The 13,810-nt window shown below is 70.2% G+C and carries 14 protein-coding genes; 4 read left to right on the forward strand and 10 right to left on the reverse strand.

The features are described from left to right. Positions 1 to 56 precede the first annotated feature (56 nt). Complete coding sequence (locus C474_RS18865) at positions 57 to 1,061, forward strand: Gfo/Idh/MocA family protein (protein WP_008389677.1); 1,005 nt, start codon at positions 57 to 59, stop codon at positions 1,059 to 1,061. 36 nt (positions 1,062 to 1,097) lie between these two features. On the opposite strand, the gene C474_RS18870 is transcribed toward C474_RS18865, so the two are convergent. Then, positions 1,098 to 2,495 (reverse strand): PQQ-dependent sugar dehydrogenase, encoded by a 1,398-nt coding sequence (locus C474_RS18870; protein WP_008389678.1) that lies wholly within the window; start codon positions 2,493 to 2,495, stop codon positions 1,098 to 1,100. Positions 2,496 to 2,622: 127 nt separating this feature from the next. On the opposite strand from C474_RS18870, the gene C474_RS18875 reads away from it, so the two are divergent. Both C474_RS18875 and C474_RS18880 read left to right on the forward strand, forming a co-directional pair. Next, complete coding sequence (locus tag C474_RS18875; protein WP_008389680.1) at positions 2,623 to 3,573, forward strand: ABC transporter ATP-binding protein; 951 nt, start codon at positions 2,623 to 2,625, stop codon at positions 3,571 to 3,573. Continuing rightward, entirely contained in the window at positions 3,570 to 4,325 is a 756-nt protein-coding gene (locus C474_RS18880; protein WP_008389682.1) for an ABC transporter permease, read from the forward strand. Before C474_RS18875 ends, C474_RS18880 begins: the two co-directional genes overlap by 4 nt. A gap of 22 nt (positions 4,326 to 4,347) precedes the next feature. Here the strand turns inward: C474_RS18880 and C474_RS18885 are convergent, their stop codons facing one another. From C474_RS18885 to C474_RS18895, 3 genes are all read right to left on the reverse strand, one after another. After that, positions 4,348 to 4,791 (reverse strand): MaoC/PaaZ C-terminal domain-containing protein, encoded by a 444-nt coding sequence (locus C474_RS18885; protein ID WP_008389685.1) that lies wholly within the window; start codon positions 4,789 to 4,791, stop codon positions 4,348 to 4,350. Next, entirely contained in the window at positions 4,784 to 6,748 is a 1,965-nt protein-coding gene (locus tag C474_RS18890; RefSeq protein WP_049917187.1) for a 3-hydroxyacyl-CoA dehydrogenase/enoyl-CoA hydratase family protein, read from the reverse strand. Before C474_RS18890 ends, C474_RS18885 begins: the two co-directional genes overlap by 8 nt. A 214-nt stretch (positions 6,749 to 6,962) precedes the next feature. Next, a complete protein-coding gene (locus tag C474_RS18895) occupies positions 6,963 to 8,048 on the reverse strand; it encodes a S1C family serine protease (RefSeq protein WP_008389688.1) in 1,086 nt (361 codons plus the stop codon). Positions 8,049 to 8,207: 159 nt separating this feature from the next. On the opposite strand from C474_RS18895, the gene C474_RS18900 reads away from it, so the two are divergent. Then, entirely contained in the window at positions 8,208 to 8,867 is a 660-nt protein-coding gene (locus tag C474_RS18900) for a bifunctional 4-hydroxy-2-oxoglutarate aldolase/2-dehydro-3-deoxy-phosphogluconate aldolase (RefSeq protein WP_008389690.1), read from the forward strand. 18 nt (positions 8,868 to 8,885) lie between these two features. Here the strand turns inward: C474_RS18900 and C474_RS18905 are convergent, their stop codons facing one another. From C474_RS18905 to C474_RS18925, 6 genes are all read right to left on the reverse strand, one after another. Further along, positions 8,886 to 9,584, reverse strand: coding sequence for a carbonic anhydrase (locus C474_RS18905; RefSeq protein WP_008389693.1), 699 nt, complete (start codon positions 9,582 to 9,584; stop codon positions 8,886 to 8,888). An 89-nt stretch (positions 9,585 to 9,673) separates the two neighbouring features. Further along, positions 9,674 to 9,844, reverse strand: a complete 171-nt coding sequence (locus C474_RS22430; RefSeq protein WP_160166849.1) for a hypothetical protein — start codon at positions 9,842 to 9,844, stop codon at positions 9,674 to 9,676. 109 nt (positions 9,845 to 9,953) lie between these two features. Further along, the gene (locus tag C474_RS18910; protein ID WP_008389697.1) at positions 9,954 to 11,639 is read right to left on the reverse strand and encodes a PH domain-containing protein; all 1,686 of its coding nucleotides are present in this window, start codon (positions 11,637 to 11,639) and stop codon (positions 9,954 to 9,956) included. Beyond that, entirely contained in the window at positions 11,639 to 12,106 is a 468-nt protein-coding gene (locus C474_RS18915) for a PH domain-containing protein (protein ID WP_008389699.1), read from the reverse strand. The genes C474_RS18910 and C474_RS18915 overlap by 1 nt, the downstream gene beginning before the upstream one ends. A gap of 188 nt (positions 12,107 to 12,294) precedes the next feature. Then, entirely contained in the window at positions 12,295 to 12,753 is a 459-nt protein-coding gene (locus tag C474_RS18920; protein ID WP_049917190.1) for a CopD family protein, read from the reverse strand. Between the two features lie 201 nt (positions 12,754 to 12,954). Continuing rightward, positions 12,955 to 13,770 carry a YqjF family protein gene (locus tag C474_RS18925; protein ID WP_008389703.1) on the reverse strand — a complete coding sequence of 272 codons (816 nt, stop codon included), beginning with the start codon at positions 13,768 to 13,770 and terminating at the stop codon, positions 12,955 to 12,957. Between the last annotated feature and the right edge of the window lie 40 nt (positions 13,771 to 13,810).

Here is a 13,810-nt window from a genome sequence, read left to right on the forward strand (position 1 = left end):
TTCGCCTATAACTCTCAGGCGGAGAACTTTTGCTCGCCACCCGTATCGTTCGCTCCATGTCGAAACTCACGGTCGTCGCCATCGGCCTCGGTGACCTCGGCCGCCTGGAGTGTCGGAGCATCGGTTCGATGGACGGCGTCTCCCTCGTCGCCGGCGCGGACCCCTCGCCGGACGCGCGCGACGCCTTCCAGTACGAACTCGGCCGCCACACGTACGACTCCCACGAGGCGATGCTGGACGACGTGGACGCCGACGCGGCCATCGTCTCGACGCCGCACACGCTCCATTACGACCACGCGGAGGCCTGCCTGGACCGCGGCGTCCACGTCCACCTCGAGAAGCCGATGGTGACGGACCTCGGCGACGCCCGAGCGCTCGTCGAACGCGCGCGCGAGTCGGACCTCGTCCTCGCCGTGGGGTACCAGCGCCACTTCGACGACCGCTTCCGGGAGATTCGCCGTCTGCTCGACGAGGGACGCATCGGCACCCCGCACATGGCGACGTGTCACCTCGAACAGGACTGGGTGCGGTGGAACCGCGACCGCTGGCGCGGGAACCCCGCCCTCTCCGGCGGCGGCCAACTGTACGACTCCGGGTCGCACCTGCTGGACGCCCTCCTGTGGACGACGCGGAGCACGCCCGTCGACGTGGCAGCGACGGTCGACGACCGCGACGCCGACGTGGACGTGAACGCCGCGCTGGCGGTCACGCTGGACCGCAACGGCGACCGACTCACCGCGAGCGTCGGCGTCTCCGGCGACGGGCCGAGCGGACCCGACCCGAGCGAGGCGCTCCACGTCTGGGGTACCGATGGCTCCCTCTCGTTCGACGGCGAGACCCTCCGCCTCGTCGAGGGTGGGACCGAGTACGAGGCGACGCCGTACGAACCGACCTTCGAGGAACTCACCGCGCGGAAGTTAGAGAACTTCGTCGAGGCGGTGCGGGACGGCGCCGAACTGGCGATTCCGCCGTCCGACGCCGTGAAGGTGACCGCGCTGACGGAGGCGGCGTACGAGTCCGCCGAATCCGGCCGCCGGGTCTCCGTCGACGCCGAGGTCTGAGGCTGTCTGAGACGACTTCGGGGCGGCGCCCGCCCGTCAGGGGGCGACCAGTCGGTGCAGCGCGCCGGTCCGGTCGTTCAGACCGCGCGCGCCGGTCGAGAGCACGAACAGGTCCTCGCCCGCCCGACCGAAGGCGGTGACGAACGGCCCCGGCCGAGCGTCGCCGACCACGGGTACCTCCGCTATCGGCCACGGCGTCGTCTCCGACGCGGGGTCCGCCGCGAACAGGCGACCGTTGGACCGCCAGTCGGCGAACAGGTACGCGCCCGCGAGTTCGGCGAGGGGCCCGCCGCGGACGACGTAGCCGCCGATGACCGAGATGCCGGTCACGCCGTCGCCCGAGTGCGGGTACTCGACCACTGGGTCGACGAGGGGGTCGCCGTCGGGCGTCGTCGTCGGGCACTCGCCCGAACTGTAGCAGTGCGTCCCCTCGCGCACGTTCCAGCCGTAGTTGCCGCCTCGTTTCACGACGCTCACCTCCTCGTACCGGTTTTGCCCCACGTCGGCGACGTAGAGGTCCCGGTCGTCGGGCCCGCGGGCGTCGAAGGAGAACCGCCACGGGTTGCGGAAGCCCCACGCGTACTGTTCGTCCAGGCCCTCGCGCCCGACGAGCGGGTTGTCCTCGGGAATCCCGTACGGTTTGTCCCCGTCTCGGGCGTCCACGTCGAGGCGGAGGACGCTGCCGAGGAGATTTTCGGTCAGGTCCTGTCCGTTGCCGCCGTCGACGGCGTCGTACCAGTCGGAGACGTGGCCGGTTCCCCTGTCGCCGCCGCCCCCGCCGTCGCCGGTGCCGACGTAGAGGCGGCCGTCCGGGCCGAACCCGACCGACCCGGCGTTGTGGTTCGACTGCGGTTCGGGCAGTTCCAGGAGCGTCCGCTCTCGGCTTCCGTCGACGCTCCGCGCGTCCGGGTCGACGGTGAACTCGCTGAGGACGAACGTGTGGCTGTAGTTCCGCGGCGTCCCCCGTCGCCGGGGCGCGCTGTACCGGACGTACAGGCGACCGTTGTCCGCGAACTCGGGGTGCGGGGCGACGCCGAGCAGTCCTCGCTCGTCGTAGCCGCCGATGTCGACCACGCGGTCCCGAACGTCGAGGTACGGCGCGTCGCGACGGCCGTTCGCTGTCACCTCGTAGACGACGCCGGGTTGGTCGACGACGAACCGGCGGTCGGTGCCCGCCGGCGCGAAGAAGTCGACGGGCGAGACGAACCCGCCGGCGACGCGTTCGGCGGCGACACGCGCGTCGTTCAGGTCGGGACCGCTGTCACCGCCCGTTCCCGTTCTCGTTTCGCTCCCGTCGCGGGTCGAATCGGTCGGTGCCGGGGGCGACCCCTCGGCGTCGGTTCCGTTCGCCGGGGCCGAGTTGCACCCGGCGACGCCGGCGAGGAGAGCAGAGAGACCGGTCGCGAGGGCGCGGCGGCGAGAGACGGGTGGCATCGTCGGACCTCGGGGGGCGCCGAAAATAAGCGTGTCGTCGTGTCGAACGGGAGATAGGAGTGGAAGCCGGTTCGAAACCCGTCCCCGAATCCGAATCCTTACCAGCGAACCGCGCCGAATCCGTCGCATGGACGAGGTACTCGTCGCCGAGAACCTTCGGAAATCCTACGGCGACAAGGAGGCCCTCTCCGACGTCTCGCTCTCGGTCGCGGCGGGCGAGGTGTTCGGACTCATCGGACCGAACGGCGCGGGCAAGACGACGCTCGTTCGCGCTCTCACCGGAACCACTCCCGTCGACGGCGCGGTGTCCGTCCTCGGCGCGTCGCCGACGGCGGTCGAACGCTCCCGCATCGGACTGCTGCCGCAGTCGTTCTCGCCGGCGTCGCGGCTCACCGCGCGCGAACTCGTCTCCTACTACGCGGGCCTGTACGACGAGGCGCGCGACCCCGAGTCCGTGCTCGCGGACGTGGGGCTGACGGGCGACGACGCGACGACGTGGTACGAGGACCTCTCGGGCGGCCAGCAACGGCGCGCGTGCGTCGCCGCCGCGTTGGTGAACGACCCCGACGTGCTCTTTCTCGACGAACCGACGACCGGTATCGACCCGGCGGGCCGGCGGGACCTGTGGGCCCTCCTCGATGACCTGGCCGCGGGGGGGACGACGGTGTTTCTGACCAGCCACTCGATGCCGGAGGTCGAACGCCTCGCGGACCGCGTCGGCCTGCTGAACGCGGGGGAACTCGTCGCCGTGGGCTCGCCCGGCGAACTCGTCGCCGCGCACGGCGGCGACAGCCGACTCGAAGTCGAGACGGAGGCGCCGCCGGAGACGGTGGCGGGGTCGTTCGACAGCGGCTTCCGCGTCGGCACCCGCGGCGACCGTCTCGTCTTCGAGGGCCTGACGCCGCGCGACATCGGCGACGCCGTCCGCGAACTCGACGACGCGGGCGTCGCCTACGGCACGCTGACGTGGACCCAACCCGACCTCGAAGACGTCTACCTGACGCTCACGGGCGAGTCGTTCGAGGGGAAATCGAGCGTCGCGGACGCGGTGGCAGCCGACGGGGGTGACCGCCGGTGAGTTCGCTCGGTCGCATCCGCGCAGAGTTTACCGCCTCGTGGCACTCGTTCCTGCGGCGGCGCACGGCGGTGTTCTTCACGTTCTTCTTCCCGGTCATCATCGTGCTCATCTTCGGGGCGTTGGTACAGACGCAACCGACGGGCGGCGGCCTGTTCGCCGAGGACCCCGCCTACTACGTGCCGGGCTACCTCGCCGTCGTCGTCCTGTTCACCCCGCTCTCGCGCGTCGGGTCGACCATCGCCCGCCACAGAGAGGGCAACCGCTTCGAGAAACTTGCGACGACGCCGCTCTCTCGTTCCGAATGGCTGCTCGGCCAGACGCTCGTGAACGTCGTCGTCATCGGACTGGCGGCGCTGGTGCTCCTCGCTCTCACCGTCGTCGTGACGGGCGCGTCGCTTCCCCTCCGACCGGCGACGCTGAGCATCGTGCTGTTCGTCGCCCTCGGCGTCGCGCTGTTCTGCGGACTCGGGGCCGTCATCGGCCGCGTGGCCGACTCGCAGGACGGCGTCATCGCGGCGTCTAACGCCATCGCCCTCCCCCTCCTCTTCCTCTCGGAGACGTTCGTGACGCCCGACCTCCTGCCCGGGTGGTTCCGCCCGGCGCTGAACCTCTCGCCTTTGACCTACTTCGCCCGCGGTGTCCGCGCGGTGACGACGGGGACGGGACACCCGTGGACGAACCTCGCGGTTCTCGCCGTCCTCTCGGCGCTGTTCTTCGCGGCCGGCGCGTACGCCATCCCGCGGACGGACTAGCGGCGGCGGGTACTCCCCCTCGTCAGCGGACCAGCGTCAGCAGTTCGCAGGACAGCACTACCTCGTCTCGCTGGTTCAGCACGTCCGTCTCGTGCCGGACGACGCCGTTGCCCGTCGGGTGGTCTCTCGGCTCCCTTCCGATCAGTTCCAACTCGGCGCGGACGGTGTCGCCGACGCGGACCGGCGCGGTGAAGCGGAGTCGGTCCGTACCGTAGAGGGCGACGACGTCGGCCCGGTCCCCCTCGGCCCGCCCGACGAGTCCGGTCAGCATCGAGAACACGAGGGCGCCGTGGGCGACGCGTTCGCCGACGGCCGTCTCGGCGGCGGCCGTCTCGCTGGTGTGCATCTCGGCGAAGTCGCCGCTGACGCCCGCGAAGTTCACCACGTCCGCCTCGGTGACCGTCCGCGACGGCGTTCGGGTCCGGCGGCCGACGCTCAGGTCCTCGAACGCGACGGACTCACTCACCGGTGAACTCCGGGTCGCGCTTCTCGCGGAACGCGGCGGTCCCCTCGCGCAGGTCGTCGGTGCTGAAGAGGAGGCCGAAGCCCTGACTCTCCATCGCGAGGGCCGCGTCGAGGCTCGCGTCGGCGCCCTCGTTCATCACCTTCTTCGCGACTTCGAGCGCGAGGGGCGGGCCGTGCAACAGGTCGTCGACGAACTCCCTGACCACCTCATCGAACTCCTCGGCCGGGACGGCGCGGTTTATCAGCCCCCACTCCTCGGCGCGTTCGGCGCCGATGCGGTTCCCACGGAACACGAGCTCCTTCGCTCGCGTCTCGCCGAGCATCCGAAGCAGTTTCTGCGTGCCGCCGCCGCCGGGGATGAGCCCGAGATTTATCTCGGGAGAGCCGAACTCGGAGTCCTCGGTGGCGACTCTGAGGTCGCAGGCGAGGGCGAGTTCGAGACCGCCGCCGAGGCAGTAACCCTCGATTTTCGCGAGCGTCGGCCGCGGGAACTCCTCGACCGTCTCGAAGGCGGGCGTCACGTCCATCGCGTCGGTCGGCGAACGGTCGGCGAAGCCCCCGATGTCGGCGCCGGCGGAGAACGCCCGGTCGCCCGCGCCCTCGAACGTGACGCACCGAACCGCCTCGGCGTCCACCGACGAGAGTAGGTCGTCTATCTCTCCGAGGAGGTCCGTCGAGAGGGCGTTCATGCGCTCCGGGCGGTCCAACTCGACTTCGAGCAGTCCCTCCTCGGAGAGGTCGTAGTTCAGAAGCCGGTAGTCGCCGGGGCCGTCGCCGTCGGAGTCGTACTCGTAGAACCCCTCGCCCGCTTCGCGCCCCGTTCTCCCCGACTCGACGAGTTCGACGAGGTGGTCGTCGGGGGGGAACCGCTCCTCGTCCGTCTCCCCGTGGAGGGTTTCCAGTTTCTCCAGAATCGCGTCGAGTCCGATGTCGTCCGCGCGGCGGCAGATGCCCTCGGGGAAGCCGAGTCCGAGGCGGACGCCGGTGTCGACCGCTTCGGGCGTCGCCACGCCGTCGCCGACGAGTCGCGCCGCCTCGTTGGCCATCCGCGCCTCGACGCGCAGGGTGTCGAACTCGCCGGAGTCGTCGCTCGCCCCGTAGTTCGCTCCCTCGCCCGACTCGTAGTCGTAGTAGCCCGCTCCGGTCTTCCGGCCGAGTTCGTCGCTCTCGACTTTTTCGGCCATCACCGGCGGAATCGGTCGCCCCGCCTCCTCGCGGACGTGATAGCCCACGTCGATGCCGGTGAGATCGGAGAGTTCGAACGGCCCCATCGGGTAGCCGCGCCGGTGGACCATCGCGGCGTCGGCCTCCCGAACCGTCGCCTCGCCCCCGGAAACCATCCACGCGGGTTCGGCGATGTAGGGCCCGAGCACGGTGTTGACGACGAACCCGGAGACGTCCTTTCGGACGTAGATGGGCGTCTTGCCGAGCGACTCGACGAACTCGTAGGCCGCCTCGGCCGTCTCGTCGCTCGTCTCCGTGCCGTAGATGACCTCGACCAGCGCCATCTTCACCGGCGGGTTGAAAAAGTGCATCCCAACGACGGACTCGGGGCGCGAGGTGGCCGAGGCTATCTCCGTGATGGAGAGGCTGGACGTGTTCGACGCCAGGATGGCGTCGTCCGGGGCGTGTTCGTCCAGTTCGCCGAATATCTCCTTCTTGAGGTCCATCCGCTCGGGCGCCGCCTCGATGACCAAATCGGCGTCCGCGACGGCCGACTCCAGTTCGACCGCGGTGTCGATGCGCGAGAGGACCTCCTCAACGGATTCGTCCAGTCTGTCCTTCTCGGCCAGTTTCTCTAGACTCCACTCGATGCTCTCGTACCCCTCCGAGACGAGGTCCGACTCCACGTCGCGCATCACCACGTCGTACCCGGCGATGGCGACGACTTCCGCGATGCCGTGACCCATGTTGCCCGCGCCGAGAACGGTCACCCGTCGTACGTCAGCGTCCGTCATACGGTGGCCGGTTCCGCCGCCGGCGGCTTAACTCCACCGAGGATAATTAACAATGTAAATCCAGTCGACCGATAACAGAACAGCGTTCGAGGCAATATCTGTCCGTCGTCGGGTGGTAACGTCCCCTCGGGGAGCGGGATGCATCCCGGTGGGCGAGAGGGGGTCGTTCGACCGGCGGAGTGGAGCGAGGTAATCGTCGACGACCGAGGGCCGACTATCGAACCGGGATGTCGACGCCGCCGCGTCCGTCGCCTCCGTCGCGTTCGCCGCGGCGGCGTTTGCGGCGCCGACCGCGACGTTGCTTGCTCTCGACGGGCGGGCGTTCGTCGAGGACGACGGTGAGCGTCTCGGGCGACCCCTCGCGTATCACCTCGATGTCGACGGGTTCGTCGGGGCGCGTCTCCGTGATGAGATAGCGCATCAGTTCCTCGTGCGAGCGGACCTCTCCGTCGCCGATGCCCACGACCACGTCGCCGCCGATGGGGACGCGTTGCCCGCGGACGGTGCGCCTGTCGCGGCACCCGCGGAGGGCGTCGCCGTCGCGCGGTCCCTCCGTCACCTCCACGACGAGGACGCCGCGCGGGTCGTCCAGACCGTTCGCCTCGGCGACGGCGGGGGTCACGTCGAGCATCCGCGCCCGGAGGTACGAGTGCGGGTAGCGCCCGGCGGAGACGAGACTGGGGACGATGCGGTTCACGATGGTCGGCGAGACGGCGAAGCCGATGTTGTCGCCCTGCTTCGCGCGGTTGACGCCGACCACCTCGTATCGCTGGGAGGGCGCCCCGTCGTCGTCCGCCTCGTCCCCGTCGACGTACACCGCCACGAGGGGGCCGCCGGAGTTCCCCGGGTTGATGGGCGCGTCGGTCTGCACCACGTCCGGGATGGAGAACCCGCCGGAGGTGGGCATCGACCGGTTCGCGCCGGAGACGATGCCGGCGGTGATGGAGCCGTCGAGTCCGAGGGGGTTGCCGAGGGCGGCGACGGGGCGACCCGGCAGGGGGTTCTCGGGAGCGACGGGCAGCGGTGTCGCCGATTCGGGAAGTCCATCGACGGCGACGACGGCTAAGTCCGTGTAAGCGTCCGTGCCGACGACTTCGCCGACGGCCCACGACCCGTCGGCGAAGCGGAGTTCTACCTCCTCGACGTTCCCGACGACGTGTTCGTTCGTCACGACGTGGCGGTCGTCGTAGACGAACCCCGACCCGGCGCCGACGCCGGGGGCGCGGCGCCCGACGTACAGGGAGACGACGGACGGAATCACGTCGCGGTACAACTGCTCGAAGTCTTCGTCTGCGTGCATGGTGCGCGGCCCGAGGGGTCGCTAACCCGAGGTAAGCGTCGAGCGTATTTGACCGTGCCGCATGGTGTCACGGCACGGACAAGCCGGGGAGCGGGGACGACACCGCCGTCGACGCCGTCTCGGGTGTTTATTAGGCGCCGCGGCGGAGTCGGAGACGAAATGGTCGCGCTCGACTCATCCGAGGACATGAACCGACTGGCCGAGAGCGGCGTCGTCGCGGTGATGCGCGGCGCCGACGCGGACACTATCATCGACGTGGCGCAGGCGCTCAACGACGGCGGCGTCACGGCCTACGAGATAACGGCGGACCACCCCGACGCGATGGACCTCATCGCCGAGGTGTCGGCCTCCTTCACGGAGGAGGAGGCCATCGTCGGCGCGGGGACGGTGCTCGACGGCGAGACGGCCCGCGCCGCCATCATGAACGGCGCGGAGTTCGTCGTCGGCCCGAACTTCGACCGGGACGTCGTCGAGACCTGTAACAGGTACGGCACCCTCGTCGCGCCGGGCATCCTCACGCCGACGGAGGCGGTGAACGCCTACGAAGCGGGCGCGGACATGGTGAAAGTGTTCCCGGCGTCGGTGATGGGACCGGACCACCTCTCCAGTCTCAAGGGACCGCTACCGCAGATTCCGCTGATGCCGACGGGCGGCATCGACATCGACAACGTCGCCGACTACATCCGGGCCGGCGCCGTCGTCGTCGGCGCGGGCAGCGCCATCATGGACGGCGACGCCATCTCGGCGGGCGACTTCGACGCCATCACCGAGACGGCCCGCGAGTTCACGCGGGTCATCGAGGACGCGCGCGAGTCGTAACGAGAGAACGAGGACCGGTCAGCGGAGCGAACCCACTCTGTCGCGGTGCGCCTCCGAAACGCGCTCTCGAAGCGCCTCCGAATCGGTCTCGCCGTCCAGCGAGACGAGGTACGCCGCGCCGTCGTCGTCGCCGTACGCCTTCTGGAAGTCGTAGACGAGGCCGGCGACGGCCACGTCGTCCGGCACCGCGTCGTTCCGGACGAGAAACTCCACCTGCGTCTGCACCGCACCCTCCACGAGTCGGTTGACAGCCTCGCCGTCGGGCGTGTCCGCGTCGAAGACGCCGTCCTCGCGGGCCGACTTCACGATGGGCTTCAACCTCCCGACGGCCGCTTCGACCGAGGGCGGGAGCGACTTTCCGCCGCCGTCTCCGTCGCCGGTCACGGCCTCGTAGGCGGCGGTGACGGCCCCGCATCCGGTGTGACCGAGCACCGCGATGAGGTCCACGTCCAGCGCCGACACCGCGTAGCCGACGGCGTCGTTGACGACGAGTTCGCCGTCCACCTCGGCCCACGCCTGGTTGCCGACGTTGACGCTCGTGAACAGGTCGCCGTCCGCGCGGGCGTCCCAGACGCTCTCGGCGGGGACGCGCGAGTCCGAACACGACACCGAGACGACGGGCGGGTCCTGTCCGTCGCGCACGCCTTCGAAGTGGTCGTCCGAGACGCTCGCCACGTGTTCGTCGTTGCCGTCGAGGAGTCTGTCGAGTGCTTCCATACCTCCGACGAGGGGCGTCGGGGCTATCAATCGGCTGGAACGCGACAGTTCTTTCTCCCGGCACGGAGTCGGCCGTCGAGACGCCGTTCTCAGCGGCTTTTCGATACCAGTACGGAAGCGACCACGGCGCACGCGGCGAATCCGGCGGCCCCGAGAAGGAGCTGTCCGGCGACGAGAACCGCGTACCCGAACGCTCCGAATCCAACGAGCGCGAACAGGCCCGCCAGGAGGAGTAAGCCGACGAACCGATAGTCTGTCATACGGATTATCTATCAGAATCAGTGATAAACCCACTGCTGAGAACTGAGCGACGCTACGCGCGCACCGTGTGGTCCGGACGGTTCGTGCGGGTCCGACTCGCTCCGAGCGTTATACCGAGTCGTCGTCGACGCCACCGCCACCGTCGTCCGCATCGTCGCCCGCCCGAGCGTCCGAATCGTCCCCGTACGTCTCCCCCCAAACGAACGGGTCCGGTTCCTCGTTTCCGCTCTCGCTCTCCGCCGACTCGTCCTCCGAATCGCGTCCGTCGACCGATTCCGGCGCGTCCCCCTCCTCCTCGACGCCCATCCCGACGCGGCCCCGGCGGTGCGCCGCGACGGCGACGCGGAGGCGCGACTCCAGTTCCTCGCGGAGTCCGTCGGCGTCTCCGGCGTCGATGTCGACGGCCGCGGCGTCCTGCCCGCCGATGGAGAGCGACCCCGCCGTGTCGACGACGACGGACGCGAGGCCGAGGCGGCGCTGGAACACCGTTCTCGTGTCGATGACCGTCTGGATGCGGTAGTACGGTACCACCTTCGTCTCGCGCTTCAGCACGCCGTTCCGGGTGACGATGTGGTTCTCGCCGAGCCAGTAGCCCCGGTGTTTCCACTTGTAGTGCGCCCCGACGGCGGCGACGGGGAGGAGGGCGAGCGGCGCGTACCACGGGAGAACGGGGCCGAAGACGGCGTTCGCGCCGTACAGCGCGGCCGCCGCCGCGCCGATGACGATGCAGTAGCGACCGAAGTAGCGCCGCCGCGTCCGCTTCGGCGGCCGGCGGAAGTCGGGCGTCCCGACGGGTTCGATATCCTCGACGAGCCGCTCGATTCGCTCCCTCCGGGCGACGGGGACGGCCGCCTCGGATCCGCGCGAGGAGGAGTCGCCCTGTCCGGGCGCGTACCCCGCCGTCTCGACCAACAGCGTCGCGTAGCCCGTCCAGCGCTTCAGCGGGTTGTCGGCTATCGTCAGCGTCTGCACCTTGTCGAACGGGATGGAGCCGTCGTACCGCTGGAGCAACCCACGCTGGTACTGGAGTTCGTCGGCCGAGCGCACGAGGCGGAAGTCGTAGTAGTTCACGACGGCGAGGACGGCACCGGCCACCCACGACGCCAGCATCCCGAGGACGAGGAGGACGAACACGCCGACGACGACGAGGAGGGGGCCCAACCCCTCCGGGAGGTAGGAGGTGACGAACGTGAGCGACCCCGAGAAGAACACGAACAGAACGCCCGGCACGCGGAAGTCGAACGAGAGCGCCCCGAGGATGGCGAGTTCGCGCCCGTCGAGCTCGAAGAGCACCCGCGAGTCGGGTTCGCTCAGTTCGCCGTCGGCGTCCAGCGACTCCCCGCGCTTGAGTCGGCCCAGTTCGCGCTGGAGTCGCTTGGCCTCCTCGAAGGAGACGAATCGGAGGCTGGCCTCCGTCTCGCCGCCGCCGGCGGTCTCGAAGGAGACGGCGGCGATGCCCACCGCGCGCTGGACCACGTTGCGCGAGATGTCGACGTTCTGAATGCGGCGGAGCGGAATCTCGCGGTTCCGCCGGGCGAACACGCCCGACTCGATGTCGAGAGTGTCGGCGGCGAGTTCGTAGGCGAACCGCCGGAAGTAGGCGTACTCGTAGGCGACGAAGACGATGGCCACGAGGCTGGCCAGTCCGACGAGGACGAGGGGGCCGGCAAGGCCGATGAACGGGAGGCTGAACCCGCCCGTGGCGAGGGTGAACGCGAGGGCGGCGACGATGCTCCCGCCGCGCTGGAACACCCGATAGGGGACCGACAGCGGGGAGAGGCGTCGGGCTGCCATCAGACCGCGTCGTCGCCCTCCGAGCGGATGGCGAGGCGCTTCAGTCGCTCGCGCAGTTCGTCGGCGTTGTCGGCGGTGAGGCCCGGCACCGCCACGTCCGCACCGCGCGACCCGGCGGTGTAGACGACAGTGCTGGCCAGTCCGATGACGCGCTCTATCGGCCCGCGCGAGGAGTCGACGTGCTGGATGCGGACGAACGGGACGACGGTCCGCACGCGCGTGAACACGCCGCGCTCGAGGTACAGGGAGTCCTCGCGCACCTCGTACCCCCACGAGCGGTAGCGGGCGACGGCCACGAGGGCGCCGAGGAGGAACACGACGGCCGCGGCCGCGTACGGCGTCCACGAGGGGAGAAACGGCGGCGAGAGGAACGTGACGACGGCGAACAGCACCCCACCGACGACCAGTGCGCTGACGGCCGCGCTGGCGACCCAGAGCAGTTGCACGCGCGGGTCGAGCCGGTTCATCGTCGGGGGCGACGGGTGCGGCGGGGGGCGGTGAGCGGAGGCGACGCCGCGGCGGAGGCTGTCGGACTCATGCTAGGGGACGTTCCGCGCCCGTGATACATATCGGTGGCGAGACGACGGCGCCGTCTCGGCGAGGGACCGGGCGCCGGCGAGAGCGTCCCCGCGGAGTCGCGAGAGGTTCGGGGAAATCAGTAGGGGGCGAACCCCGCGGTCAGCAGGCCGCCGTCGACGAGGAGGAGCACCCCCACGACGGCCGCCGCGCGGAAGACGGCGATGCTCTCTCTGACGGGCGTGCGAACGCGTTTCTCCCGGAGGCCAGCGATTAGTCGGCTCCGTCCGACCTCCACGAGGGCGGCGAGCGCCACCCAGAGGACGAGCATGGCGAGGACGAGGTGGCCGCGGCCGGACCCCGCGAGCAGTTCGACCGTGTAACGCGTGCCGGCGAGGTGACCGCCGGTGAGGAACATCACCACCGACGCGGCGCGAGAGCCGTAAACGAGCCTGTCGGCCAGCGTCTCCAGCGGTGCGGCGTCCAGCGACCCGTCGAGGGCGGCGGGGAGCACCGCCCCGGCGACGAAGACGACGCTCCCCACCCAGAGCGCGCCGGTGAGGACGTGCAGCGTGACCATCGCGGTGTCGAGTACCATGTCGTCGCGTTCGTCGCCCGTCGCTTGAACGCCGGTGGTTCGATTCGGGGCGTGAGAACTCGGCACATGGGGACGCGCGGGACCGGCGCCCGCGGGAGTCTCAGGCCCTCCATCGGTCGTTAGCTACTGCGAACGGGACGCGCAGAGGTGAGGCGCGACTGACAGTCCCGGATTGGCTCCGTTGTACGTCGTTCGACCGCTTCAGCCGCGGACGAGGTGGACGCGCCCCGCGGTCGCGGCGACGCCCGGCGAGTAGTGGAACACCGGGTCCGTCGACGGCGCGTCGAGGCCGCAGGCGGGCACCAGCGTGTTCGTCCGGACGTCGGCCTCCGCCTCGTACAACGGCCACGGGTCGTGGTCGATGTCGCCGTAGATGAGGGTGCGTCCCTCGGCGTAGAAGCGGTAGTTCTCGGTCAGGAACGAAGCGCGCGTGCCGGATTTCGCCTCGAACGCCTCGCCGACCGGTCGGTACGTGGCGTCGAACTGCGCCGCGGGCGCGTCGCGGTGCGTGCGGCGACTGGCGAACGCGAACGCCCCGTCGCCCTCTCGGCGCAGTCGCACGTCGGCCCGATAGTAGGGAAGCGAGTAGAGGCCGCGAGCGAGGGGGACGCCGACCCGGTCGTCGGCGTCGAGCGCGAAGAAGTACACCGCTCGCGTCTCGCCCTCGTCTCCGCCGCCGTCGCCGCCATCCTCACCGTCTCCACCGCCCGCGCGTTCGACGTACGTCCGGACGTTGACCTGCGGGAAGGTGAGACCGAAGGGCGCGCCGCGCGGGCGCGCGTCGGACAGTCGGAGGGCGACGACGCTGATCCACGCGCGCCCGTCGAACGTGACCGCGTCGAGCGCCGAGGGGAGGCGGCCGCTCACTTCCTCGGGGTCGACGGGCCAGTGGGCGAACAGCACGTCTCGCAGGCCCATCCGAAGCAGTCCGTCGGCGTCACCGAACTTCGCCCGGTGGGCCGCCAGAACTCTGCGAGCTCCGCCGAGGCCGCCGACGTCGGGGACGGCGCGAACCATACGGGGCGGTACGGACCGCGCGCACTTGCGCCTTTCCGCC

Source organism: Halogeometricum pallidum JCM 14848 (genome assembly GCF_000337095.1).
Classification (GTDB): domain Archaea; phylum Halobacteriota; class Halobacteria; order Halobacteriales; family Haloferacaceae; genus Halogeometricum; species Halogeometricum pallidum.